The following is a 23,589-nucleotide window of genomic DNA, read 5'->3' as shown; positions in this document are numbered from 1 at the left end:
ATGCGTTCGCCTCCCCGGAAGTCAAGCGTGACTTTTATCTATGCGGCGAGCACTTTATTTCGTTTTTTCGGCCCGCAGGGCAAGGCGTCACCTTTAGCGACCGCAGCATCACTCCGCGCCATATCAGCGTAAAGTCCCCGTGAAGTGCACACCCCAGATGAACCTAGATCACAAGCGGCACCGATCCACAATGGCTTGGTCGGTTCGAATACTGCTGCGAACGACTGCCGATAAGAAGACGAACGAGCAATCTCGCCAGAATACGGGCGGATGCGCTCGACGTTCGGCGGATGACACCATTTCGCCGTTTCGCCATAACGTTCATCAGCTCGATTGAATGCGAGCGGAAACGTAGCCACGGGGGCTACGTACGACGAAACAGGTTTCCATGTTCCACAATCTCCGACGTAAATCGCTCGCCTTGAGCCTCGTCGTGACCACAAGTGCCACCCTGGTGGCATTCACCGGTTCTCCGGTGCTCGCCGACGACGGCAAGCCGAAGGCTCCGCCCGCGGGCCAGCCGGACCTCATCGACTCGCAGGACCCGAACGGGCAGCAGAACCGGCTTACGGACCTCAAGACCTGGATCATCCAGCAGCCAAGCCTCGGGCACAGCGGTTACATCGAGTCGGTGAACGACGCCGCATCCCTGTCCACCACGCTGCTCTGGCACGGTCCCTCCGACGACACGCAGCGCAACATCATTGCCGAGGGCCGGCGCCGCGGGATCTCGGTCAAGGTCGAGCAACGCAGGTACAGCCGCGAGCAACTGGTCGAGGCGGTCGAGACGCTCGCCAAGCGGGGCAAGACCGCGTACAAGAATTTCGATCTGAATTCGATCAGCGGGATCACCGCGGAGTTCGACGGCATCAAGGTGCAGGGCGTGCCGGACGGCGGCTCGGCACGCACGCTCGCCGACGGCTCCCGTGAGGAGACGCCGCAGACGACCATCAGCAAGGTGGCCCGGGAGGCCAGCGAAGACCTGGGCGTCGCGGTCAGCGTGGAACTCGGCGGCGGCGACGAGACCTTCGCGGCCACCCGGGACACGGACACGCCCGCGTTCAACGCCGGCGGCGTCATGTACAGCCCGGCTACCCGGGAGATCTGCTCGACCGGCTTCTCGGTCAGCGTCGGAGGCACCCGGTACACGACGACCGCCCGTCACTGCACGGCGCATGACTATCGCCCGCTCAACAACAGCCGGAACAACTACGGCGACGGCGTGCGCAACTCCACGGACGGCGCGGCACGCCAGATGAGCGCCAAAGGATCGCCGCTGATGTTCGACGGCTCCCGCAACGACGCCAACGGCTACAAGAAGACGGTCGTCGGATACGGCGACGTGAGCCTCCGTGACAGCGTTTGCACCAGCGGGGCCAACTCCGGTGTTCACTGCGGCATCCGGATCACCCAGATGGTGCACTGGTTCGACGACGGCTACCCGCATGGCGGCAACTCCACCTTCTCGACGATCGTCGGCGACCAGGAGAGCCACAAGACCGCGGCCTGTCAGGGCGACAGCGGCGGTCCGGTGCTGGTGACCGCAGGCAACATGAAGGTCAAGGCGGTGGGCATGATCCAGGGCGGCCCGGCCACCGACACGCGGTACCACACCTCCTCCACCACCTGGTCCGGTGGCGCCGTCTGCACCTGGCGCTTCTACTTCACCGCGATGCGTACGATCGTGAATACGCTGCCGAACGCCTCACTGGTGACCGGCTGACCGGCTGACCGGCTGACCGGCTGACCGGCTGACCGCCGTCGCCGGTGCGGAACTCGGCCTCCGGCAGCGACGGTCCGTCCTCAGGACACCGCCGTCGCGGCCGGTGGCCGGCCCGCGCAGTCGTCTTCCCACAGATTTCTCCGCGGCATCCTCCACAGGAAGGCCGGGTCGTGGCGTTATCAAGCTGAACCGTGCCGGTCCGCCTGGTCCGGCAGTACCACCGAATGGGGTCCCGTGACGTTCGAGGAATTTCTCCGTGCCGAGATGGCCGGCCTTGCCCGGTTCGCCGGCGCGCTGACCGGGGATCACCATCTGGCCGAGGACATCCTGTCGGACGCGCTGATGGTCGTCTCGACCCGGTGGGGCCGGATCCGGCGGATGGAGAACCCGCTGGGGTACGTGCGCCGTACCGTAGTCACGACCTTCCTGTCCGAGCGGCGAAAGACCCGGCGACGCCGGACCCAGGCGACCGCCGACCTCGGCGTCCTGGACCGCGCCGGCGACGATCCGCACGCGACGGTGGACGCCCGTGACGCCGTCGTGCGCCTGCTCACCCACCTGAGCGCCCACCAGCGCGTAGCGGTCGTCTTGCGCTACCTGTTCGACCGCACGGACGAGGAGATCGCCGACGCCCTCGCGTGTTCGCCCGGCACGGTGCGGTCACACCTGTCCCATGCCCGTGCGGCCCTGCGGCTGGCCGCGACAACCGCGGAACGAGGCTGATACCGATGGATCCGGCCCACCTGCGCGACGTGCTGTCGCGTCACGACGCCGACCCGGACGTGGTCCTGACCCAGCTGCGCGTCAAGCAGCGCGCCCGGCGCCGGAGGCAGACGATGATCGCCGTGGCCGCCGGGGTCGTGCTCGTCGCCGGTGGCGTGGGCATCTGGTCCCGCCTCGGCGAGGCGCCGGGGACGACGAGTTCGACAGCGGCCGAGTCACCCACGAGTGCCGAGACGGGTCTGGCCGCCAGCGCCTGCCTCGCTCTGCCGGAGTCGTTCTCCCGGGCACCGTCCGAAGGAGTGTCGGTCATCGTCGCCCGGGGGAAGTTGACCGGGCGCACCCGCCTCGACGGCTACCGGTATCACGAGATGACGCTCACCCACGTCCGTACCCTCACGGGTCCTGCCGTGGGTGAGGGCGCTACCGTCTGGACGCAGGCCGCGAGCGGGTCCGCCGACGCCGGACCGGAGGGACCGTTGTGGGGCCCGGACGGGGCTCTGCTCGGCTTCTACGCACCACAGAACGTGAACCGGGGATCGCTCGGGGCCGTCGTCAGCCACGTGCCGGTCGTCGGCAACAACGCCATTCTCGTCGCTGACGGGTGCTGGAACTCGTTCACCGCGGCCGGTCTCCAGGGGGTGCCGTATCACGGGCCGCTCACCGGCGTACCGGGCAGCGACACCTATACCCGGCTGGAACGACGCGGCTTGGTCGCGGTCCCGTTGGAGACCATCGAGAAGTTGGCACCACAATGATTTACCGGTGGTGCTGCCGGCAGTCCAGCCGGCCGCTGTCCACCGGACTCCGGCCGGACGTGGACCTGCCTGCGGGAGTACGAGGCCTGACACGCTCCCCGACGTGGGTGAGCCACTCCGGCTCATGATCCTCGACTCATCGCCGGAACCGACACCCGTGGATCTCAGCGAAATGTTGGTCAGTGGTACCCGCGGGTTTCGATCTCGGTGACGCCGGGTTGTTCCTGTGCTGCTCATAAGTGGCCGCGACGATCGACCAGGGCGTGGTGGTGCCAAGTCGGAGCAAGCGCTGAACCGGTGGGACGCCGGCGGCGTGTACCACTGCGAGCGTCCACAACGGCTTCAGCGCTGTTGGGTTCTGGCCTCTCATGCATCAGAGATAGTCGAATGACTATGGATCGGTCGTGGACTGGCTTATCGCTGTCCGCAGCGCCGTCCGTAGCGGAGTTGGCATGACGGCGCGGGCCGCCGTGATGTTCCCTTCGAAGGGGGAGCGCTGTGCACCCTGGGGGTCTACAGGTTGATGCCGATGCCTTGCGCGGTATCGGACAGGACGTGGCCGAGGCCGCAGCGACGATGAAGAACGCCGTGAAGGCGGCCGGCTCCGGCCTGGCGCCCGCACCGCGTCCGGTCTCCACGGCGACTACCGCGGCGCAGGCTGCGCAGAAGGCATGGCTCGCCGACCTGCGGCGACTCACCGGCCAAGCCGACGAGTACGGCACAAGCCTGATCACCTCGGCACGGACCTATCGGGCCACGGACCAGTCGAACGCGCACGAGCTGCGGTCCAGCGGAGCGGGGGTGGCTCAGTGAGTGGCATGACGCTGCATGATCTGCTCGAGTTCGACGCCGGACCGTGGCATTCCGTGGCCGACGCCTGGCAGCGCCTGGCCCGGGGTATCGACACCGCGTCGGATCAGTTGATCGCCGGCACCCGTGACCTGGGTGCGGTGTGGCCGGACGGCAAAGGATCGGCCGCGGCCTTGCAGAAGGCGGCCATGCTGCGGGCCGAGGTGGAGAACACCTACCCACCGGCAAAAGCCCTGGCCGATGCGTTCGACCAGCATGCGTACGCGATGAAGGGTCTGCGCAGCCAAGCGGAAGGGATCGTCGCGTCGGCGCAGCAGGCCGGCTACACCGTGGATACGGCAGCCGTGACGATCACCGCGCCGGCGTCCGCGTACATGGGCGGCAACCTGGACCAGACCGGCCGGGAAACCGGCGCGCTGCTCAACGATCTGCGTACGGTCGTGGAGTACGCACGAGCGCAGGACGACTCCACGGCCGAGATCATCAACGGCAACGTGCCGTCGCCCCGGACCGGGTTCGGGGCCAGCCCGCCCGGCGCGATCGCCCGGGCCACCGAGCTGGCGAACAAACTCAAGAACCCGGCATACCAGCCGACCGCCGCCGAACTCGACGAGCTGCGCAACCTGATCAAGCTGTACGGCCGGGACGAGGCCTTTGCCCACGACGTCCTCACCGTCCTGGGACCCCAGGGCCTGCTCCAGCTCAACGGCACCCTCGCCACCTACCAGCCCGACAACCCCGGCAATGACCCCGACGGCTTGCTGTTCAGCAACAACACCGCCGACATGGTGCGGGATCTGCAGTACGGACTCGGCGTCATGCTGGCCACCGCGACCACGCAGACCGGCACCCACGGCGGCTTCCGCGGCGAGACCTACACCCCCGGCGACCACGAGCTGCCCAGCCAGTGGATCACCGACCTGATGGCCGCCGGACGCAGCGAGATGACCGTCATCAGCCCCTACGGCCCGCCACAAGACGTGCACGTAAACGGGTACCAGCTACTCGCCCCGCTGCTGCACAGCGGCACCTACGACGCCGGTTTCCTGTCGACGGTGGGCGGCGACATGGTCGATTTCGAGATGTCACAGGGCAAGAACAGCGCCCTGTGGACCGGGGAACGCGGCGAGTACCTGCGCCTGGACTGGACCCGGGGCCACACCGACAACACCGTGCCGGCCGGCTACGACCCGATGAACGGCCTGATGGACGCCCTGTCACGCAACGGTGACGCCACCCGGGACCTACTCACCGGCACCACCACCTTCACCAGCGACGGCCCCGCCGACGGCCGGCTGCCCCGGCTCGACTACCTGCTCACCGACCGGAACTGGAGCGCGACCGCCGACGTCCCCGGCGGCGGAGGCTGGTTGTCCGAGGTGACGCAGCACAGCGACGACTACCGCAACACCGCTCTCGACAAGTTCGGCATCGCGCTCGAACACGCCACCACCGAACAGCCCGGTCCGCAGGCCCGGCACATCGTCGAATCGATCATCTACGAGGGCAACGTCGACGAGCAGGCCATGGGCTATCCCAACGGCACGATCCCGGGCCACGGCCAGACCGGCACACCCGAGATCATCAACCCGCAGCTGCGCCAGCCGATCGCCGCCATCACGTCGGCGTACATCTTCGACGTGAACCTCAACATCGCCGACTCGCACGCCGCCATCCCCGGGCAGACCATCGACGTCGATCGCAACCACCTGGTGAAACTCCTGGCCGACCTGGGCAGGGATCAGGGCGCGCACGACACCATCGCCAAGGCCGAGGCGGCGTACGCCGCGGGCAGCTACGACAACATCCTGTCCGGCCAACAGAACCCGCACGACGACATCAACGGGAACCTGCGCGCGATGGAGAACGTCTCACACAACTACGGCAGCGTGATGGGCGCACTCGACCACGGGGCGCACGATGTGCATCACACCACCAGCGCACAGCAGGACGAGGCCACCAACAAGATCATCGAGGATCGGTACAAGGTTGTCGGTCTCGTCGTCGATGAGGTGATGGGCAAGGTGACCGGGAAGATGCCGGTGCCGGTCGTCGGTGACCTGGCCAAGGACTACGTCAACGACCTGGTGACACAGGCCGAGGAACACGCGACGGTCGACAACTCCGGCAAGGCGACGTATGAGGTCGGTGCCGCGCTCGGCGCCAGCCGAACCACCGCCGTCGACCTAACCGAACTGTCCCTCTACAACAGCGGCAAACTCGACAATCTGCCAGACAACTTCACCGAGAACGGCAGCTTGAAGCCGGTGAGCCGGTGGAACGAGGCGGACTATCAGGCCTGGCAGCAGTACAAGGCGGGGCACGGCATGAGCACTGTTGGTAACGCCGCCACTCACGCGGGGGACTCCTACCAGAACGGCTACGAGTGGGCGGGAGACATCTTCGAATGAGAAGTAGTGCTGGCTCATCCAAACTGAAGATGTTCGTCGCGATGCTCGTCGCCGCGACCGTTGGTCTTGCTGCGGCGGGCTGTACCGATGATCGCCGCGCCGAGGAGCCGACGCCGTCGAGCAGTACCGTCGCACCCTCCATGACGTTCGAGGAGGCGTACCGGAAACTGCCGATGAACGGAACCAAGGCCCTGCCGATCACCTGGGACCTATCGGCGCTGCCGGATACCGACGAGGTGCTCGCCGCCCGACGGAGTCTTGCGTTCATCTACTGGGAACGGCAGGCGACCGACTGGACCGAAGTCATCCCGATCGGACGATTCGTCTACACCGAGGCGTTCTACGAAGAGTTTCTCGCACCGTTTGCGAGGTCCTCAGCGGTCCAGGATCCGCTGATCGGCCCGATCTGGGTCAAGGTCATGGGTGTCGAGCGGACCGGCCCAAATCGAGCAACGGTCACCTTCTGTACCGATCACGGATATTGGCGCCACGCCGAGGAGAAGCACTTCAAAGTGCGGCAGGACCGGGCGAACCTTGAGTCGTATGTGATGGAAAACGTTGAGTCCGGGGACGGTGAACGTCATTGGCTCGCCGACCATCTGATCGACAACGACGGCGACCGCCAGGCGAAATACGGCGCGGAGTGCACGAAGTGGGCTCGGCACCAGGCCTGACGAGGCGTCGCGACAGGCACGGTGAACGGTGCGGCGCACTGGCGCACCATCATGTCGCCGGTGAGCTTGCGCCGGCCGCCGCCGATCTGCTCCGGCCGTACGCCGAGGAACTGCTCGATGCGTGATCGCCACTGTCCGGCCAGCGCTTTGCGATCGACGAGAATCAGAGTCGAGGTGGCACGCTCGGCGATCATCGCGCAGGCCATGACGGTCTTGCCGGAGCCCGGTGGAGCCACCAGCATGCCGTCGTCGTGGCCGAGCATGCACTCACCCCGGTGCTCTGCCTGGTGGTCAGCTCAGCGGTGAAAGCTGGTGGTCAGCTCAGCGGTGAAAGCAACCTCGATCTCCCGGCCAGCATCCCGCGTATCCGTGATCACCAGACGGGATCCGGCCTCCTCGACGATTCGTCACACAGCGGGCCGCAACCCGCGCGGCAGGACCAGGCGACCGTCCAGCGTGATGTCGTACCCACGAAGAAACCGTGGCGTGGCCCAGGTCGACTTGCGAAGCCGCTGCAATTCGTAGAACTTCGGATTGGCCAGCGAGGCCGCGTGCTTGAACGTGGCCAGCGCGGCCGCCGGCAGTTGCGAGATTTCGATACTCAGTCCCGCCGCGAGATCTGCCTGCACCGTCATCGGCAATGGCGGGTGGACCCTCGTTGCATCCGACCTGCTCATCTTCGCCACACCGGCGCCCACAACGGCCTGTTTGGCACGGCGGGCGATTCTTTCCGCGTCGCCTGGGCTGAGCCGGTCGAGGACCGACAGGAAGGCCCATTGGTCCTCGTACGGTTCCAGAGTTGCCAGATCGAGGAAGAGCGTTAATCCGTCCTTGCGGCGCCTGCCCTGCAGCGGGGCAGCGATCAGGTTTCCGAAACCTCCGTCCGGTAGAACGTCCTGGTTCGGGAACAGCCGGTCGTACGAGCGCAGGTCCATCGAGCCCTGAAGGACCATTGCCTCGTGCAGCAGAACCGTTCCTATCGACCGGGCCGTAGTCGCGGGTATCGGGTCGGTGAAGAAGATCCAGGCATGCGCTCCACGCCCTGACTGGGAGATCTCCAACGCCGCGGGCACCCCACTGGCACGAGCCGCCTTGCAATAGGCAAGCGCATCGAGCATCGCGGTGCTGCCGTCGAAGTCGGCGGCCAAAATTGGCAGGTGTTGTCGGTGAGCAGCGGATACAGGCCCATGAACACGTCACCGACCAGATGAGCGGCAACCACCTCCGCGGTGAGCGGCAGATAGGCCGCCGCGCGCCGGTCCATCCCCTTACGCCAGCCACCCGCCACTGCGGGAGACCACCCCGCCGTACCGAGCCGGTGGTTCTTACACCTCTTCGCATAAGCATCCCGCCGCGCCTGGAACAGGTTGGCGTAGAACGCGAGCTTCTCCCCTACCGGCGACGCCATCGTGACCGGCCCTGGTGTGGCCGTCGCGGCAAGTTGCTCGGGAGCCGGAGCGGTGTCCTGGCCCCGCAGATCCAGCAGACGCGACAGCCGATGGTTCTCCGCCCGTAACCGCTCCAGCTCACGACGCAGCCGAGCGACCTCGTCATCAGTCACCGCGTCAACGGACACCACCGGCCAATCTTCACACGCCGGCCACCGCCAACCCGGCAGCCGAATCAGTCAAGCCGGGCCCGGTCGAAACGGTCGATCAGGCTCGGCTTCCGCGCATGACGCTCCCGCAGCAGGGTCATCTGCTCCGCGAACTCGAAGATCTCACCTTCCCGTATCGCCAGCGCCTGTAGATCCAAAAGCAGTGCCACCGCGGTGTCGTAGTCCTTCGGACGCTTCGTCGCGATCAACTCGTCCACCCGGTTCCAGGTGCGGACCGGGTTTCGTGCCAGCTCGTCCAGACGCTCCTCGCGGGCCGCTGCGGCCGCTTCCTCGCTGCGCTGACGCTGGGCCGCCTCTCGCTCCCGATTCTGCTGCTGCCGTGCCACCCAGCGCTCCTCAGCGGCGGCGAGCAGATCCCCGGCGGTCCGCCCCTCTCCGGCAGGCGACTCCTCCGTCACACCATGAAACGTCCGCAGCAACTCCGACCGCAGCAACCCGGCATCGCCACGGAACACCCGGAGCAGCATCTCGTCCTTGTCCGCCTCCGGCAGATCCGCCACCCAGCGGCGCAATTCAGCGGCGGACGGAATCTTCTCGGCCAGTGGCCGGCTCGCCACTGCCGCCGCGTCCAGCAGATCGAGATCCAGGCGAAGGAAATCGGCCAGGGATTGCAACGGCCCGCTCAGGTTCGCCAGTCCGGCTGGAACCGGCGGCTCCAGCTCGTCATCTTCCAGGTCCCGGTTCTGCACACACAGCAGCCAGGCCAGATACAGCAGCCGCCGATCACCGCCGGCTAGCTCCGCCCGGACCGGAACGATGGCCGCGAGCCGTCCTTCCTCGTTCCACGAATTCTCGTCACCGTCCTCATCTTCACTACGAAGATCGAGGATCACATGGGTACGTGTCGTCCAGCAGCCGGCCGACTCCCCGACACAAAACGCTTCCGCCGTCTCTGGAGCCAATGCCGCCTTCGGCAACCGCAGCATGATCCGCCGCGTTCCCCAGTTCGCCAGATACAGATGCGCGTCGAAGTACCGCTCCATCCACTTGGCCGGGTCAGCCTTGAGATCGCCCCACTGATAGTCGTTGACGAAACCCGACGACGTGATCCGGCCTCGCGACGACACCGCCCGCAACTCGCCCTGCTGCTTCGCCGACAACGCCTGATCGAGCGCCACGAACTCGTAATACTGGTATTCGCTCACCGGCCCGCCGCCCACCAGCGGTACGCCCCGATCCACCGCGCACCCTCCGGCGCGAGATCCGGCAACGGAAGGTCCAGAACCCCGATCGCCTGCCGCAGCCGGTCATGATGGCAGTTCGCGACGATCCCCGACGAGCGCAGATCCACCTTTCGGACGGTCACCGGTACGCCGAGAACCTCGGTCTCGAACGGCACCGCCAGATCGCCCTCAATCATGCGACCGCCTCGGCGACCAAGGCATCGAACTCGATATCCCTGAGCGAAGACATCCGCGCAGGATAATGAACCGCCCCCGGCGCTTCGCCAGCAGTCGACGACAGCGAACCACGGACCAGTGGTTCGCATACAAGATCAACGTAGACCGGACGTTGACCATGCGAACCACGCCACCGTGGTCGTCGGTGACCCGCTGATGGGTTTAGCCAGGTCACGAGCACGCATTGGCACGCGATGAGCAGCCTGGACGCAGTGGCGCGAGTCTCGGCCGGCTCAAGCGGCCGCACGAATTTGATCTTGATTTGGAGAACCGCCCGATGCCCGGCCGTGGTGGGCCGGGCATCGGGCAGTTCGGTCCGGTCAGTCGAGCGGCTCGGAGCCCTTCACGACGAAGGTCCAGTGGCCGGGCTCGAAGTCGGAGGTGACGTCGAACGACGCGACGTCGCCGACGCCCTGGTACAGGTACTCGGCGTGCTTGCTGCCGATGTAGTAGCCGTCGGCGGCCGGCGTGATCACGAACAGCTGCTCGGCCTTCTCGATGTCGCACGGCTTCAGCCGGAGACTGCCGAACGGGTCGAGGGCCTGTTCCAGGCACAGATTCTTGGGGCCGGCCAGGCTGAACTGATAGTTATCGGTCTTGTCGTCGGTATGGATCAGGTGGAACTGAAGCGCCGTGCCGTTCTTCGAGGCGCTCAGATAACCCTTGCCCCGGTCGGTGATCGAGGCGCCGGAGTCCGCAGCCGTGACCGTGACGAGGGATTGCGCCTCCGGCAGCTTCGGCTTCTTGCGGGTCGGCTTGCTCCGCGGGGTGCTCTTGACGACCGGCTCCACGCGCTTGGTGGCGGCCGGAGCCGCCGAGGTCGTGGCGGCCGTGGTGCCGGCGGGGGCGGCAGTGGCGCCGGCGGGGGCGGACGGCGCGGTGGTGGTCGTCGTCGTCCCGGACGAGCACGCCTGCGCGGTGGCGGAGACAACCACAAGGGCGGCGAGGGCAGCGATTCGGGAGATTGTGGTATTCATCGGACTTCCCGTTCTCTAAAAGGGCGCAACTGAGCCACGGACGTCGTGTGATTCGGGAGTGGGGCTAATCCACCGGGGCAGCGGTGGCCGGACTGGCCAGGGCGACGACCGCGACCGCGGTGCTGTCCTGCACCAGCAGGACGCGGGTGGTGTGCTGTTCGGTGCCGGCGTCGGCCTCGGTGGCCCAGACCTTCAGCGCGGTCTGCGACGCGTCGGGCAGCGAGATCTGCTTGTCCCTGGTGTTCACGGCGACGACGCCCTTCGGGCCGTCCAGCACCGCGCACATCGCGGTGTTGTTCGCCTCGACGTACCACGCGTCGGTGCCGCACGGCAGGCCTAGACCGCCGAACCAGCCGTCGGTCTGGCCGCGCTCTGCCGGCTTGCTCAGCTCGTCACTGATCAGATAGACGTCGACGATCGAGGCGCCTTCCGGCAGTCGGGCGGGCTGGACCGGCCAGCCGATCCACGCCACGAACACGGCGACGAGCAAGGCGACCGAGACCGGCGCCCAGATCACAAGGGGGTTGACGCGGGTTCTGGTGGTCATGACACATTCCTCTTCCGGCGAGACGCGGGGCGAATTTCTCCTGGTCAGAGGCCGTTTTCATCGACCTCGTTCATGGGAATGACACTACGGACGCCCCGCCGGGCAGCCATCCGACCACGGTGCTCATCGTGTGTGGTACCGCGGTACCACACGGCTCAGACGAGCCCGTTGGTGTGCGCCCAGATCACCGCGTGCACGCGGTCGCGGGCCCCGAGTTTGGCCAGCACCCGGCCGACATGGGTCTTCACCGTCGACTCGGACAGGAACAACTCCCCGGCGATCTCCGGGTTGGACAGTCCACGGCCGATCGCCACCAGCACCTCGCGCTCCCGGGCGGTCAGCTCCTCCAGGAGGCTCGTGCCCGCCGGGTCGGGGGCCCGCCCGCCCTGGTAGTGGTCGAGCAGGGCGCGGGTGATCCGAGGCGAGACCACCGCCGCGCCGGCCGCGACGGTGCGGACCGCGTCGATCAGGTCGGCCGAGGGCGCGTCCTTGAGCAGGAAGCCGCTGGCCCCGGCGCGCAGGGCGGTGAACGCGTACTCATCCAGGTCGAAGGTGGTCAGGATGAGAACCCGGGTGCCGGGACAGTTGGCGACGATGTCCCGCGTCGCCTCGATCCCGTCCATGATCGGCATCCGGACGTCCATCAGCACCACGTCGGGGCGGCGGTCCCGGGCCAGCAGGGCACCGGCCCGGCCGTCGCCGGCCTCACCGACGATACGCAGGCCGGGTGTCGCGCCGAGGACCATGGCCATGCCCTCGCGCAGGAGTTCCTGGTCGTCCACGAGCAGCAGGGTTATCTCAGACATCGGCACCTTCTGCGGGATGGGGCAGGTCCACTCGTACGGTCCACCCGACCACCTGACGGCCGGCTTCGACGGTGCCGCCGTACATGGCGACTCGTTCGCGCATCGCGTTCAGGCCCTGCTCGCTGCCGACCGACGGGGCCGGCGTGGTGCCCCGGCCGTCGTCGGCGACCACGATCCGGATCGGGTCGTCGCCGTAGTCCAGGTCGACCAGGACGTCGGTGGGCCGGTCGGCGTAGCGCAGCGCGTTGGTCAGTGACTCCTGCACGACCCGGAACACCACCCGCTGCAGACCCGGTGAGGACGGATCCGGCCCGTGGCGGCGCAGGGTCACCGGCAGGCCGGCGATCCGGAACGTCTCGATCAGGCTCTCCAGGTCACCCGGAGTGTCCGGGCTGTCGTCGCGCAGCACGCCGAGCAGCCGGCGCATGTCGGTCATCGCCTCCCGCCCCAGGGCAGCGACCCGCTGCACGGCCTTTCGGGAACGCTCCGGGTCGGTGTCGGCGACCGCGGTCGCGCCGTCGGCCAGGCGGACCATGATGGTCAGGTTGTGGGCGACGATGTCGTGCATGTCGTGTGCGATCCGCACGCGCTCGCGGGCGGCGGCCAGCTTGCCCTCCTGCTCCTTCTCCCGGGCCAGCCGGGCGGCCCGGTCCTCCAGCGACCGCACGTGACGACGGCGGGTGGCCACGGTCCCGCCGACCAGCACCGGAATGATCACCGCGAGCCCGTAGAGGCCGATGAAGGGGCCGAGCCCGTCGTGGCCCTCCTGCTGGAAGGTGACCACCCCGAGCACGGCCACCGAGAGGACCGCGCCGATCGTCGCAGCCTGCAACGAACGGTGCACCACCAGCGAATACATCACTACGGCGAACGCGAACAGCTGGGTGTCGCCGGACAGGGCGTCGCCGGTCACGGTCACCGCCAGCACCGCCCACGGCCACGACCGCCGCCAGATCAGCGCCAGCGAGATCACCGTGTTGACGACCACCGCCCACCAACTGGCGCGGGTCATGTCGCCGGTCAGCATGTCGAAGTCGAGGCCGGCGAAGAGGCTGACCGCGACGACGATGACGGTGGCCAGGTGGGGATGGTTGGCCCAGAAGACCCGGATCCCGGTGTCGGGCTCCACGGGTCAGAGATTCCAGGAAGCCGTCGACGGGTCGGCCCCGACCATCATGCTCACCACCATCAGCACCAATCTGACCAGCAGGACGGCGCTGAGGGCGAGGCTGACAGCGGACGCCGTGTGCTTGACGGCGAGCGTGACGGCGAACGCGAACAGCGCCACGAGCACGCAGTGTCCGATATCGACGGCCGACCGGCTCACGACTGTGCCGTACCGCACATCGACCAGCGTCACGACAACGTACGCCAGCATCAGGCACACGGCCCCGAGCACCGCCGCGACCACGGCCGCCACCAGGGCCTTCGCGGTCATCACGGCGATCCGGCGGGGTGCGGCCAGGAAGGTCGTCCGGATGGTTCCGGTGGCGTACTCCGAACCGGGCACGACAGCCGCCAGCACGATGATCACCGTTTGAAGGACCCCGGCGGCCAGGAGTCCGGACAGCGTCGCGGCCGCGGGGGTGAAGACCAGCGCGGTTCCCGCGCAGATCCAGAACGACTTCAGGGTACGGAGTTTCAGCCACTCGGCAGCGACGAGGCGGATCATCGGCCGCGGGCCAGAGCCAGGTAGACGTCTTCGAGGGAGGCGTGCACCGGGGCGTTCTCGATCAGCAGGATGCCGGCGCGGACGGCCAGCCCGGCGACGTCGGCCGAGGTCAGCCCGGTGATCTCCAGGCGGCCGTCCGGGCGCAGGGCGACGGCCGCGCCGTGCCCGCGCAGCAGCTTCTCCAGGTCGTCCGGGCGGTCCGGGCGGACCCGCACCGCCGGGACCGTGTTCCGCGAGATCACCTCGGCCGCCGGAGCGTCGGCGAGCACCCGGCCTCGCCCGAGAATGACCAGCCGGTCGATGTCGCCGGCCAGTTCCCCGGTCAGGCGGCCGGTGACCAGGACGGCCCGGCCCTCGCGGGCGAGCGTGCGGAGCAGGGCGCGCAGCCAGGCGACACCGTCCGGGTCCAGTCCGGCCGCCGGATCGTCGAGCAGCAGGGCCGGAGGGTCACCCAACAGCGCGCCGGCCAGGCCGAGCCGCTGCCGCAGGCCGGAGGAATAGACGCCGGCCCGCAGCCGCGCGACGTCGGCCAGCCCGGTCATCTCCAGGACCTCGTCGGTGCGGCGGTCCGGGATCCCGTGGGTCCGGGCGAGGATCCGCAGGTGATCGCGGCCGGTACGGCCGGGATGAGCCGGCGGCGGGGCGAGCAGGATGCCGACCTCCCGCAGCGGATACGCCAGATCACGGTAGGACCGGCCGTCGAACAGGCACCGGCCGGACGCGGCCCGGTCCAGCCCGACCATCAGGCGCAGCATCGTGGACTTGCCGGCGCCGGCCGGGCCGACGATCCCGTGCAGGCCACCGGGTCCCAGGCGGAACGACACGTTCCGCACTGCCGAGACGCCGCCGTACCTCCCGGTCAGGCCGTGAACTTCGATCACCGGGCCGACGTTACGGACGGCCGAGCCGCCCGCCAGCCGACCACGGTGCTCATCCGGCGTGGTACCGCGGTACCACGCGGGGGTGGGTGTCGGCACTCACGAACCGCTACAGGCGGGGAATGCGGAGGGCGGTCCCGGTTACGGATCGGCCCCCTCCGCACCGCCGGTTCGGAATGCTCGGTCGTCGCTGACGAGGTCGATGACGTCCGCCATGTCCTGATACCAGTTGCACGACGGCAGGGGCCGGATCACGGGGCGTCCAGTTCGTCGAGGCCCTTCCGCACTCATGGGTATAGCATTGCTGCTATGGCATGGGGTGCTGTCGAGCTCGAACCGGAGGTGGAGAAGTGGCTGGAGAGTCTGCCTACCGCTCAGTTCGCCCACGCGGCGTTCTACGTCGATCTACTCGCTGAGCAAGGGCCGCTGCTGGGTGAGCCGTACACCAAGCAGCTTGATCGAAAGCTGCGTGAGCTGCGATTCCACCTTGGTAGGCAAGCGGTCCGGATCACGTACTGGATCGCATCGGACAGGAGGATCATCTTGCTGACGGTCTTCTACAAGACGCGTATGCGCGACGAGCGAGAGATCGACCGAGCGCGTCGGGCATTGGCGCTGTGCATCGACGAGGCGCACCAGGTTGTGGACGAGGAGGGCTAGGCCATGAGCGAGAATGGCGGTTGGGCCGCTATGCGGGAGCGGCGGTTGGCTGAACCGGGAGCTGCCGCGGCTTACGACGCGGCGCGTTTGGCGTTCGAGCTCGGTCGTTCTGTTCGCGAGCTTCGTGAACGACGAGGCTGGAGCCAGACGCAACTTGCTAAGGAAGCGGGAATGACTCAGTCGGCGGTCGCTCGGTTCGAGGCAGGGGGTACCGTGCCGACCTTGCCGGTGCTGGAGCGGTTGGCGACGGCGCTCGACGTGGGCCTCAAGGTGGGTTTCGAGCCGCGCGGTGAAGCTGCTTGAGGGGTAGTCGAACGACGCAGAGGAGCAGGATCGGTTCGGGGTCGGCTAACGGAACGTCGCCGGGTTGACCTCCGGCAGATCGCCTGCTGTTGACTGGTCCTGCGAGGTTTGAGAGTTTCGGGCGGCCATCGTCAACATTCAGGCAATGTCCAACCTGCTGCGTGAACTGGTCAAGCGTCCCGGTAAGCGATTGCCGGAGACAGCGGTGGGTCGGTTCGCATGGCGCAACGTCCCGTCCACGGTATTGGCCTGGGGCGCCCCCAGACCCCACATTACGTGGGGTGCGGTGGGCGGATCGGTTTCGGTCCGCCCCCGAAGGGCGCCTGCTACGGGTGTCATAGTTCCGGCTTGAACTGTGCGAGAAGCGGTAATCGCCGGCCTCAAATCCTGGCCGGGTTCCGGGTTACCCAGTTGGCCCACCCCGCGACCGAGGAATTATGAGATCGAAAACCGCACTCGATCTACTGGCACAAACATCCGCCGAACAGCGAAAACGCTTGCCATGATCTGATAGCGTTCCACTGCCTTTGCGGACCTCGTGCGGACTGATTGCGGACTCTTCGACCTCGGCCACGCGCTGCTCGTGCACCGCCCACCCCGCAGCCCCGCCGGCATTGACCGCCAGTGCCGGCGTTCGGCAACCCGCGACACCACCGCGCCCACCCTTTCGGTGGCAAGCCGCGAAGCGGCGCGGCAGCCTCTTCGCTCAGGAAGCGCACGGGCCCCTCCCACTCAAACTCTGCTACGGCTGATGCTCATCATGCGAGTTCTGGCGGCTCACATTGCAGGTAAGGTGCGCCAACCGGAGGTTGGAGCGCTCGTCCGTCCCGCCGTTCGATACATGCACCACGTGGTCAACTGAGCCAGCCCACCGGTGCGGCCAGTAGAGCGCGGGGTCCACGGGCGCCTTGCAGAGCCAACATGTCCAGCCGTCTTCCGCTCCGAGCTTTTCGACCCAGCTTCGCTTGTTGACGCTACCCGCGATCCGCCCACTGGGCTTGCACCGCTTGCCGCAGTACAGCCGGACGGAACTGGCACCCGGATCGAACTCGCGGCCACAGGTCACGCAAGCCCGCGGCCCGAACTGGTATACGGGCTGTCGTATCCTTGGGCGGTTCTTGGAGATCAGCGGATCGCCGTAACGCCACCACCGGTAGTAATGGCTTGAACAGAGTCCTCGGCCGTTGGTGACCTCATCGCATCCGTCGATCGTGCATTTCCTCACCGCCTGCGGCGGATGAAACTCGGGATCCCCGAAACGTCGCCAACGTTGGTAGTGAGCTCCGCACAGACCTCGGGAGGTCGCACGCTCTTCGCAGTTGTCGAGGAAACAGACCCTCCGGATCGGCAAGGAGAGCCGGCTGCGGGCATAGTGCTTGTCGCATAGACCCAAGCCGTGCACGGGAAGGCCGCAACCTAACTCCGTACATTCGGTCGGCTTCGGCGGGACCAGGGGCGCTCCGCGTCTCTGCGCGTAGTAGTGACGGCGGCAGAGATCCTTCGCAAGGCTCTGCTCATCGCAACCTGCGACGACGCAGTAGGCCGGCTGCCTGCGCCTACCTGGCGCCAGCGGGTCGCCGTGGGCCTTGAACCTCGAATAGTGCATCTCGCACCATCCGCGCTTGCGCGAGGGGTTGGAGCAGCCTTCGATGCTGCAAATTCGGCCTGCCGCCACCTAGAAGTGCCTCTCGCCCGTACCGTGTTCTACCGCAGTGTAGATACGGGAAGCTGAACGCCTGGTGACCTGCGAACTCCTACCAGCCTCTTAGCCCTAATCCGCCGGCGCTGGCCGATGCCGGCCGCAGGCCGCCAGCAGGCCGGGCGCGGTCGGCCGCGGCGCGCCTGCGCGGCGCCTTGATCCCAAAGAGATCGATTCGGCAGTGGCCAGTGGTTGACTAGGTCTAGGCGCCCAGGAGCTGGACACCAAGCCCTTAAGCGGACACCAAACCCACAATCACCCTAGACACTCAGCTACCACCCCAGTAGTATCGAGCGAGCGCCTACCCCTGGGCGAGCCGCTGCATGCCCCAGCAAGTGCTTGCAGTTTGGTCTCGCATGAGAGACACTAGCGGCTGGAGGGTGCTAAGGCTTGGTTCTCTTACCACCTGAAGAGGACCGAGCATGGATGATCTACCAGCCGCAGAACACCAAGTTCGCTGATGCACAGTAGGCGACACCCACGGTGGACTGAGGCCCCTGCGGGGAAGCATGGAGATCATTTGCTGGCGCTGGCGCTACTTCCGTAGTCGAAGCTGTAGGCCGGGGTCAATTGACCCCGGCCTAGCTCAACCATGGAGTAGCACATGCAATCTGAGCATACTGAGTCGGTAACTGAGACGCACAAGGTCGAAGCTTCAGCGGTGGCCAATCCCGTAGAGCAGGCGTTCGAGGTGCTCGCAGACTCTCTTGAGGGGCTTATATCCTCAACAGGCAGGTACCCAACTGCAAGTGAAGTACGCCTTGAGATGAAGCGCCGCACCTATGGTGGATTTGATCCTAAGGGCATGGGATACAAGCGTTTCCGGGACTTTCTAGAAGATGCACAGAGCCACGGAGTCGTAAAGCTCGACCCGTCTCGCGCCGGCGATATTGCCGTCTTCCCTAGCCATGTTTACTCTGCAACAATAGATCACGCGCCATCTATCCGGCGAGATGTCTGGAAGGCATTTGTCGACTGGACACCCGACCGGCTCCGATTTTTTGATTTAACCAGCGATCGCGCCTTAAGCATCCCTTCTCGTCCCGCCCCACTCGAACCGAAAAACTTCCAGGACGTCCGAGTCCGCCGCGCTACCCACCCGGAAGAATTTATCGATATTACACCGATTGATGTCCAGCAGCAGATTGCATGGATGCGGGAATGGTCCAGCAAAATTCCCGATCCTCAAGTGCAAGTCTTGCTGCAAGCATCTCTCGATGCAGACAAGCCAGTTAAAGCGTTTAACGCTATTCTACGCGGACTTCCTGAAAACTTTTCAGCAGGCTGGAAAAGGGAGTTTCAGGAAGATGTTCGACAAAAGATTATAAATTGGCAGTCTTCAGATCCGCGAGCCAGTAAGATCGCGATCTACAGGAAAGAGCAAGAAGACGCTCCTAAACCGAACGCAGAAGTCTCAATAATGAACCCTGAAGCCAGGCCAAAAATCCAGGTCAAGAGCAATCAGGTACTCACCAATTCCGTTCAAGGCATCTTCGCGGAACGCATATTGATGACGACGGAACGCCCTTCATCGAATGTCAGTCAGCTTGCAGTGCTTCGATCACGGCTACACTCGGCGATTGACCGGATGCCGCTAGAGGAGATAAGGAAAATCAGCATTCCTGTCGGCTACCTTTTTGAAGACTAGTCGGCCGTGCGGACTCTTAAGGACCTTGTCGACAATACCCAGAACTTACCTTGGCGCGGGAATACGGCCGCCACCACCTGGCCTTACGGAGCCAATCCTAAGGTCAAGCTAGCAGTCGGTGGAGGGGAGAAGCCACTTGTTCTCCCGAAGGACATAGCTGGGCTGTCTCGGGTTGACAATTCCGGGGAAGGTGTAGGGCGCCTTCCCCGGGGGGATGCGCGAACCGCGCGATCTTTGCTAATATATTCTCCTACTTTTATAGTCCCCCTTCAACGACCCAGCGACTCCGAGCTGCACAGCCTGGGCGTAGATCCTTCGAGATTTAGAAACGAGAATCCGCGAGCTGTCTGTACAGCCGTCGCTGTAAATGCGGGTGGCACAGTTCTCTACGGAGCATCTCGAATAATCGTAATCGAGAACGGTCTCCGAATGGGCAGCTCACTCGTCTTGAAAAACGAGGATCTATGGACGGAGAATCTCGAAGAAGTCGAGAGTGCCATGGTCCAGAAGGCTAGGCTAATCCCTAGCTCACTAGCCCTGGCCCCAGAGCCTGGGCAGAAGCCCTGGCCAACGGTAGTCGCCCTTCTCGGCGGCTCAGACCAGCCAGGGGATCTTCCAGAGGGTTGGAAGCGGCTGTTTCGGTTCACAGCCGCGTTGCGTCAAGTCAACCTCGACATCAGGCCCAGTCCGGATTCGTCTCGGCAGTATATTCTTCATGACTTGAGGACAAAGCCTCCAGCGGGATTGCTTGTATGGGCGGATTGGGTGCCTGCGCCTGAGATTTACCTCCTGCCCTTTAAAGCAGCCCGCCCGGACGCGTATGCTGAACTCCTTGGCACAAATACAGCTGGGATGATGAACTTCGACGACCACCTGGCTGAACTGCAAATGCACCTCAGAGAAGTCGCTCCCCTAGCCGTACCTCGGGACCAACCTGAGTTGGTCGGAGTTCAGAGCTGGGAAGATGCCGCAAAAGAAATTAGGGATCTTGTTGGCCCTCACTTCTTCTTGACCGAGCGAGCGCACAAGATGCTTAACAACAACCCTTACCCAATGCCCCAAAGAATGCTTTCCTTTGCAGCGAAGCTTGCCAAAATCGCAGAAGATTTTCGCCAGAGCTCCGGGAATCTAGGCGGACGACTATCGGACTACGCCATGGAACAGTACGGCATAGAGATCGCACTCTTTGACTCTAGCCTCAACTCACCAAGTATTTCACTCGACGGAATCACCCTAGACACCACACCTCATGTTAAGGTGGACGATGCAAAATCGCCGGACAAGTGCGGTAGAATTTACTTTGCAATAGATAAAATCAATTTACGCATTGTGGTAGATCACATTGGCCTGCACAATTACGCCTAGATTCACTCCCGACATCTACGCCCCTCAGGCTCAGGCAGGACCTCAAACGCGAGCAGCGGATGCGACCTGAACCCAGGCGCGCAAACGCTCCTCTGCTACGCCTGCGATGTCGGCGGCAATCGCGACAACTTCGGCACCAGCATATGCCTGAGCAACACGTATCGACAGAACAGCAACGTCGTACACATGCTCGCCTGCGACGCCGCGTGGATCGATATACATCCTTCTACTATTGCCGCTGGCGATTATATTCCCGCTAGAGGCATCCCCGTGGCACAGCCCAGGAACGTGATCGCGTACCAAATCATCCAAGACCGCAAGAGCAGCTTGACGTTCGTGTAGTGGCGCGACGCTTGTGCCGGGTCGCAGGTCGGTTAGAGAATCGTCCTCTAAGCGATCACGAAGCCAATCCAATACCGAAGGCATACTGGGCAGTGGGGCGGGTTGATCCCGCATCGAGGCCAACGGCGCGAAAAGCTTCTGCGGATTTACTGTTGTCGGGTCAGTCCGACTAAGAGGCGTTCCGGGCCGCACACGGTCGGCCACAGTCCAGGTCCCGTGATCGTCGACAATGATTTCGTGTATTCGCGGACCGGCGCCCAGGTCGGCAAGCGCTACGGCTACCGCGGCCGCGGGGGCCCGGGCTGCTGCGCAGCACCAGCGGGCCGTCTGGGGTGTCCACGGCTGCGACGAATCCGTAGCGGGCTGGGAGGATGCAGCGCGGTGTCGCTTGGTAGCGCTCGCAGAGGGTTTGGAACTCTTCAGGGACATTGGCTGCCCATGAGTCCGCGACATCTGGCAGCGTCTTTGGATGTTTGCGAGTACGTCGGCCGGCAAGGCGAGCTGGTCCGTCATCGGGTCGACTTCGCGGAGAGGCTGTGCAGGGCGTCGGAGATGGCGTGCATTGAGTCGATCACTACGTCTGCTCCCGCCTCGGTGAGTCGCTGGTGTTTGCCGGGCTTATTGGCGTAACCGACGGTCGGGATACCAGCGGCCTGGCCGGCATGGATGTCGGTCACTGATTCGCCGATGAAGACGGCGGCGTCTCGGCTGGCGCGGGCGGTGGTCGGGCCTCGCTCAACCAGGTACGGGTTCGGCTTGAGCAGGCGTGGATCCATGCCGTCGTAGCGGGCCGCGATGCCGTCTATGCAGCGGAGCAGGTCGTGCCGGTGAAGGTAGGCCTCGATCGCCGCGCCGCTGTTGTTGCTGACGATGGCGACCGAGCGGCCGGCGGCGTGCGCTGCGCGGAGCACGTCCGCGGCTCCAGGCGTGGGGGTGGCCGACGCGACGGCTTTCACCTCGGCGTCGCGGCAGGTGTCGGAAACCTCGCGGAGCAGGTTCTCGTCGGCGACCGCGGCGACCGCTACCAGGATCTCCAGCGGGTCGAACGGCAGGTCAGCAAACGGCCGCGCCAGGTCGGCCCCGCCGAGCTTCTGCGCGAGGGCGCGCATTTCCTCGGCGATGGGGCGGGCAGGGTAGCCGGCGAAGACGGAGCAGATGGGGCCGTCGAAGTCGATCAGCAGGCAGTCGGCGCTGGTGACCAGGTCGGTGAGGGTCACGGCTTGTACTCGCGGGCGATCGTGGTCCAGGCGCTGTCGAACCAGGCTCGGGACTGCTTGATGAACTGGTCGTTGGCGTCGCCGTCGTCGCCGGTGATGACGTAGTGGAAGAGCGGCACGTCCTTGCCCAGCACGTCGAAGATCGAGACCGGCTGTTTGTCGACCGAGACGGTGTTGCGGACGACCGGGTAGAAGCCGAAGAAGACCTCTTCGCGGTTGATTATGTAGAGCTTCGACAGCACCGTGGTGCCGTAGGCGCGGACCTCGGTGGTGGCGCTGCGGACCAGGCCGAGCGTCGCCAGCTCGCTGACGGACTCCTCGATCGCCTCGGTATGCCGGCGCGCGATGCGGGCAGCGCGCTCGCGGACCGCGGAATCGTCACCGGCTGGTTCGGCGAGGGAGGGCACGACCGCGGGCTGGGTCAGGTCCGGCAGCAGGATGCGGATCGCGATCGACTCGGGCGTCAGGCGACCGGCGCGGATCTTGTCCAGCGGCTCCTGGATGGCGCCGTGCAGGGTCTCGCTGGAGAAGCCGGCGAAGTCGAGCGTGATGTGGAACTGCTCGAACGCGGCCTCGATGTGCGGCCGCAGCCCCACCGGGCGATCGGTCTGGGCGCGGACGAACGCGCCACTCCCCTGCCGACTGACGATCAGGCGATCGTCGCGAAAGATGCGGAGCGCGGACTTGACGGTCTCGCGGGCTACGCCGTAGCGCTCGGCGAGGTCGTTCTGCGACGGCAGGCGCTCGCCGAGAGCGGACCGGCCAAGGCACCAAGACGGACACTCCGGCGCAACGAAACGAACCGTGACGCAGTCCTCGCACGTCACCATCGCGACGTGGAGCAGGCGGTCGTCGGCGTGCCGGGCACGATCGCACCGCGCAGCACGATTGCGACGCGCCGAGAGCCTGCCCAACGTCATCCCACCCGCCAGATCGCCGGCTTCGACGTCGGCGACCGGGCAGCCCCAAAGGTGCCCAGCCAGGTCTCCCACCGTGACCGGGCCGTCCCCCGCGCCCACCGTAACGTGGGGTCTGGGGGTCGCCCCCAGGCAAAAATGGTGGGGCGGGCGGGACTCGAACCCGCGACCGAGGGATTATGAGTCCCCTGCTCTAACCCACTGAGCTACCGCCCCGTACCGGCGGCGATAGTAACCCGCGGCCCGCTCCCGCAGCTAGCGATCTATCGTTCCACCAGCGTCTGTGGCAACAAAACAATCTGAACCCGAGGGTCTGTCACCATGTCGGGCGGTTGCAGGTCGACCACCGCCGGCACGTCTTCCTCGCCGATGCTCCAGGACTCACCGTCGTCCTGGGTGGTGAATTCGGCGAAATTCTCCGGGTTGATGTCGCTCATGATGACA

The 23,589-nt window shown here is 65.6% G+C and carries 24 protein-coding genes, 1 tRNA gene and 1 pseudogene; 10 read left to right on the top strand and 16 right to left on the bottom strand.

The genetic code is table 11. The annotated features are described in order from the left end of the window. Positions 1-433: 433 nt before the first annotated feature. The 6 genes from Aiant_RS28300 (at position 434) to Aiant_RS28275 (ending at position 7,096) form a co-directional block, all read left to right on the top strand. Positions 434-1,723: a chymotrypsin family serine protease gene (locus Aiant_RS28300; protein ID WP_189336124.1), complete on the top strand. Its 1,290-nt coding sequence runs from the start codon at positions 434-436 to the stop codon at positions 1,721-1,723. A 234-nt stretch (positions 1,724-1,957) separates the two neighbouring features. Continuing rightward, positions 1,958-2,446, top strand: a complete 489-nt coding sequence (locus tag Aiant_RS28295; RefSeq protein WP_189336125.1) for a sigma-70 family RNA polymerase sigma factor — start codon at positions 1,958-1,960, stop codon at positions 2,444-2,446. Positions 2,447-2,451: 5 nt separating this feature from the next. After that, positions 2,452-3,201, top strand: coding sequence for a hypothetical protein (locus Aiant_RS28290; RefSeq protein ID WP_189336126.1), 750 nt, complete (start codon positions 2,452-2,454; stop codon positions 3,199-3,201). A 555-nt stretch (positions 3,202-3,756) separates the two neighbouring features. Next, a complete protein-coding gene (locus Aiant_RS28285; protein WP_229831376.1) occupies positions 3,757-4,014 on the top strand; it encodes a hypothetical protein in 258 nt (85 codons plus the stop codon). A gap of 5 nt (positions 4,015-4,019) precedes the next feature. Further along, positions 4,020-6,422 (top strand): hypothetical protein, encoded by a 2,403-nt coding sequence (locus Aiant_RS47050; protein WP_229831378.1) that lies wholly within the window; start codon positions 4,020-4,022, stop codon positions 6,420-6,422. Positions 6,423-6,451: 29 nt separating this feature from the next. Next, positions 6,452-7,096 (top strand): hypothetical protein, encoded by a 645-nt coding sequence (locus Aiant_RS28275; RefSeq protein WP_229831379.1) that lies wholly within the window; start codon positions 6,452-6,454, stop codon positions 7,094-7,096. On the opposite strand, the gene Aiant_RS45945 is transcribed toward Aiant_RS28275, so the two are convergent. The 10 genes and pseudogenes from Aiant_RS45945 to Aiant_RS28230 all read right to left on the bottom strand — a co-directional run bounded on the left by Aiant_RS45945 (position 7,003) and on the right by Aiant_RS28230 (position 14,997). After that, positions 7,003-7,359 (bottom strand): DEAD/DEAH box helicase family protein, encoded by a 357-nt coding sequence (locus Aiant_RS45945; RefSeq protein WP_229831380.1) that lies wholly within the window; start codon positions 7,357-7,359, stop codon positions 7,003-7,005. The two genes, Aiant_RS28275 and Aiant_RS45945, sit on opposite strands and share 94 nt — an antisense overlap. Positions 7,360-7,503: 144 nt before the next feature. Next, positions 7,504-8,504, bottom strand: a pseudogene (locus Aiant_RS45940) (TOTE conflict system archaeo-eukaryotic primase domain-containing protein). A 215-nt stretch (positions 8,505-8,719) separates the two neighbouring features. Then, the gene (locus Aiant_RS28265; protein WP_229831383.1) at positions 8,720-9,895 is read right to left on the bottom strand and encodes a hypothetical protein; all 1,176 of its coding nucleotides are present in this window, start codon (positions 9,893-9,895) and stop codon (positions 8,720-8,722) included. Continuing rightward, positions 9,856-10,074, bottom strand: a complete 219-nt coding sequence (locus tag Aiant_RS28260) for a hypothetical protein (protein ID WP_229831385.1) — start codon at positions 10,072-10,074, stop codon at positions 9,856-9,858. Before Aiant_RS28260 ends, Aiant_RS28265 begins: the two co-directional genes overlap by 40 nt. A 360-nt stretch (positions 10,075-10,434) precedes the next feature. Beyond that, positions 10,435-11,091, bottom strand: coding sequence for a hypothetical protein (locus tag Aiant_RS28255; protein WP_189336129.1), 657 nt, complete (start codon positions 11,089-11,091; stop codon positions 10,435-10,437). A gap of 64 nt (positions 11,092-11,155) precedes the next feature. Beyond that, a complete protein-coding gene (locus tag Aiant_RS28250) occupies positions 11,156-11,638 on the bottom strand; it encodes a hypothetical protein (protein WP_189336130.1) in 483 nt (160 codons plus the stop codon). A gap of 155 nt (positions 11,639-11,793) precedes the next feature. Beyond that, entirely contained in the window at positions 11,794-12,444 is a 651-nt protein-coding gene (locus Aiant_RS28245) for a response regulator (protein ID WP_189336131.1), read from the bottom strand. Continuing rightward, positions 12,437-13,573: a sensor histidine kinase gene (locus tag Aiant_RS28240; RefSeq protein WP_189336132.1), complete on the bottom strand. Its 1,137-nt coding sequence runs from the start codon at positions 13,571-13,573 to the stop codon at positions 12,437-12,439. The genes Aiant_RS28245 and Aiant_RS28240 overlap by 8 nt, the downstream gene beginning before the upstream one ends. Positions 13,574-13,576: 3 nt before the next feature. Continuing rightward, a complete protein-coding gene (locus tag Aiant_RS28235; protein WP_189336133.1) occupies positions 13,577-14,116 on the bottom strand; it encodes a hypothetical protein in 540 nt (179 codons plus the stop codon). Beyond that, positions 14,113-14,997: an ATP-binding cassette domain-containing protein gene (locus tag Aiant_RS28230; protein ID WP_189336134.1), complete on the bottom strand. Its 885-nt coding sequence runs from the start codon at positions 14,995-14,997 to the stop codon at positions 14,113-14,115. The genes Aiant_RS28235 and Aiant_RS28230 overlap by 4 nt, the downstream gene beginning before the upstream one ends. Positions 14,998-15,303: 306 nt before the next feature. On the opposite strand from Aiant_RS28230, the gene Aiant_RS28225 reads away from it, so the two are divergent. Both Aiant_RS28225 and Aiant_RS28220 read left to right on the top strand, forming a co-directional pair. Then, the gene (locus Aiant_RS28225) at positions 15,304-15,654 is read left to right on the top strand and encodes a type II toxin-antitoxin system RelE/ParE family toxin (protein ID WP_189336135.1); all 351 of its coding nucleotides are present in this window, start codon (positions 15,304-15,306) and stop codon (positions 15,652-15,654) included. 3 nt (positions 15,655-15,657) lie between these two features. Next, a complete protein-coding gene (locus Aiant_RS28220) occupies positions 15,658-15,957 on the top strand; it encodes a helix-turn-helix domain-containing protein (RefSeq protein WP_189336136.1) in 300 nt (99 codons plus the stop codon). 742 nt (positions 15,958-16,699) lie between these two features. On the opposite strand, the gene Aiant_RS47045 is transcribed toward Aiant_RS28220, so the two are convergent. After that, the gene (locus Aiant_RS47045) at positions 16,700-17,563 is read right to left on the bottom strand and encodes an HNH endonuclease (protein ID WP_368857329.1); all 864 of its coding nucleotides are present in this window, start codon (positions 17,561-17,563) and stop codon (positions 16,700-16,702) included. A gap of 697 nt (positions 17,564-18,260) precedes the next feature. On the opposite strand from Aiant_RS47045, the gene Aiant_RS28210 reads away from it, so the two are divergent. Beyond that, positions 18,261-19,304, top strand: a complete 1,044-nt coding sequence (locus Aiant_RS28210) for a UPF0158 family protein (protein WP_189336138.1) — start codon at positions 18,261-18,263, stop codon at positions 19,302-19,304. A 429-nt stretch (positions 19,305-19,733) separates the two neighbouring features. Continuing rightward, a complete protein-coding gene (locus Aiant_RS28205; protein WP_189336139.1) occupies positions 19,734-20,669 on the top strand; it encodes a hypothetical protein in 936 nt (311 codons plus the stop codon). 42 nt (positions 20,670-20,711) lie between these two features. Here the strand turns inward: Aiant_RS28205 and Aiant_RS28200 are convergent, their stop codons facing one another. From Aiant_RS28200 to Aiant_RS28180, 5 genes are all read right to left on the bottom strand, one after another. Next, positions 20,712-21,095: an aminoglycoside phosphotransferase family protein gene (locus Aiant_RS28200; protein ID WP_189336140.1), complete on the bottom strand. Its 384-nt coding sequence runs from the start codon at positions 21,093-21,095 to the stop codon at positions 20,712-20,714. 425 nt (positions 21,096-21,520) lie between these two features. Continuing rightward, positions 21,521-22,228 (bottom strand): HAD family hydrolase, encoded by a 708-nt coding sequence (locus Aiant_RS28195; RefSeq protein ID WP_189336141.1) that lies wholly within the window; start codon positions 22,226-22,228, stop codon positions 21,521-21,523. Continuing rightward, complete coding sequence (locus tag Aiant_RS28190; RefSeq protein WP_229831386.1) at positions 22,225-23,247, bottom strand: winged helix-turn-helix domain-containing protein; 1,023 nt, start codon at positions 23,245-23,247, stop codon at positions 22,225-22,227. The genes Aiant_RS28195 and Aiant_RS28190 overlap by 4 nt, the downstream gene beginning before the upstream one ends. A 37-nt stretch (positions 23,248-23,284) precedes the next feature. After that, positions 23,285-23,361 (bottom strand) — tRNA-Ile (locus Aiant_RS28185). Positions 23,362-23,408: 47 nt separating this feature from the next. Then, positions 23,409-23,582, bottom strand: coding sequence for a hypothetical protein (locus Aiant_RS28180; RefSeq protein ID WP_189336142.1), 174 nt, complete (start codon positions 23,580-23,582; stop codon positions 23,409-23,411). Positions 23,583-23,589 lie beyond the last annotated feature (7 nt).

The sequence above is a fragment of the Actinoplanes ianthinogenes genome (genome assembly GCF_018324205.1).
Lineage (GTDB): Bacteria > Actinomycetota > Actinomycetes > Mycobacteriales > Micromonosporaceae > Actinoplanes > Actinoplanes ianthinogenes.
The sequence above is the reverse complement of the archived record's forward strand: the minus strand, read 5'-3'. Positions and strand labels throughout refer to the sequence as shown.

Coding starts and splice junctions, on each gene's coding strand:
- Aiant_RS28290 (WP_189336126.1), top strand. CDS start 2,452: ATGGATCCGGCCCACCTGCGCGACGTGCTGTCGCGTCACGACGCCGAC.
- Aiant_RS47050 (WP_229831378.1), top strand. CDS start 4,020: ATGACGCTGCATGATCTGCTCGAGTTCGACGCCGGACCGTGGCATTCC.
- Aiant_RS28275 (WP_229831379.1), top strand. CDS start 6,452: ATGTTCGTCGCGATGCTCGTCGCCGCGACCGTTGGTCTTGCTGCGGCG.
- Aiant_RS45945 (WP_229831380.1), bottom strand. CDS start 7,359: ATGCTCGGCCACGACGACGGCATGCTGGTGGCTCCACCGGGCTCCGGC.
- Aiant_RS28260 (WP_229831385.1), bottom strand. CDS start 10,074: ATGATTGAGGGCGATCTGGCGGTGCCGTTCGAGACCGAGGTTCTCGGC.
- Aiant_RS28255 (WP_189336129.1), bottom strand. CDS start 11,091: ATGAATACCACAATCTCCCGAATCGCTGCCCTCGCCGCCCTTGTGGTT.
- Aiant_RS28250 (WP_189336130.1), bottom strand. CDS start 11,638: ATGACCACCAGAACCCGCGTCAACCCCCTTGTGATCTGGGCGCCGGTC.
- Aiant_RS28245 (WP_189336131.1), bottom strand. CDS start 12,444: ATGTCTGAGATAACCCTGCTGCTCGTGGACGACCAGGAACTCCTGCGC.
- Aiant_RS28235 (WP_189336133.1), bottom strand. CDS start 14,116: ATGATCCGCCTCGTCGCTGCCGAGTGGCTGAAACTCCGTACCCTGAAG.
- Aiant_RS28225 (WP_189336135.1), top strand. CDS start 15,304: ATGGCATGGGGTGCTGTCGAGCTCGAACCGGAGGTGGAGAAGTGGCTG.
- Aiant_RS28220 (WP_189336136.1), top strand. CDS start 15,658: ATGAGCGAGAATGGCGGTTGGGCCGCTATGCGGGAGCGGCGGTTGGCT.
- Aiant_RS47045 (WP_368857329.1), bottom strand. CDS start 17,563: ATGCACTATTCGAGGTTCAAGGCCCACGGCGACCCGCTGGCGCCAGGT.
- Aiant_RS28210 (WP_189336138.1), top strand. CDS start 18,261: ATGCAATCTGAGCATACTGAGTCGGTAACTGAGACGCACAAGGTCGAA.
- Aiant_RS28205 (WP_189336139.1), top strand. CDS start 19,734: ATGGGCAGCTCACTCGTCTTGAAAAACGAGGATCTATGGACGGAGAAT.
- Aiant_RS28200 (WP_189336140.1), bottom strand. CDS start 21,095: ATGCCTTCGGTATTGGATTGGCTTCGTGATCGCTTAGAGGACGATTCT.
- Aiant_RS28180 (WP_189336142.1), bottom strand. CDS start 23,582: ATGAGCGACATCAACCCGGAGAATTTCGCCGAATTCACCACCCAGGAC.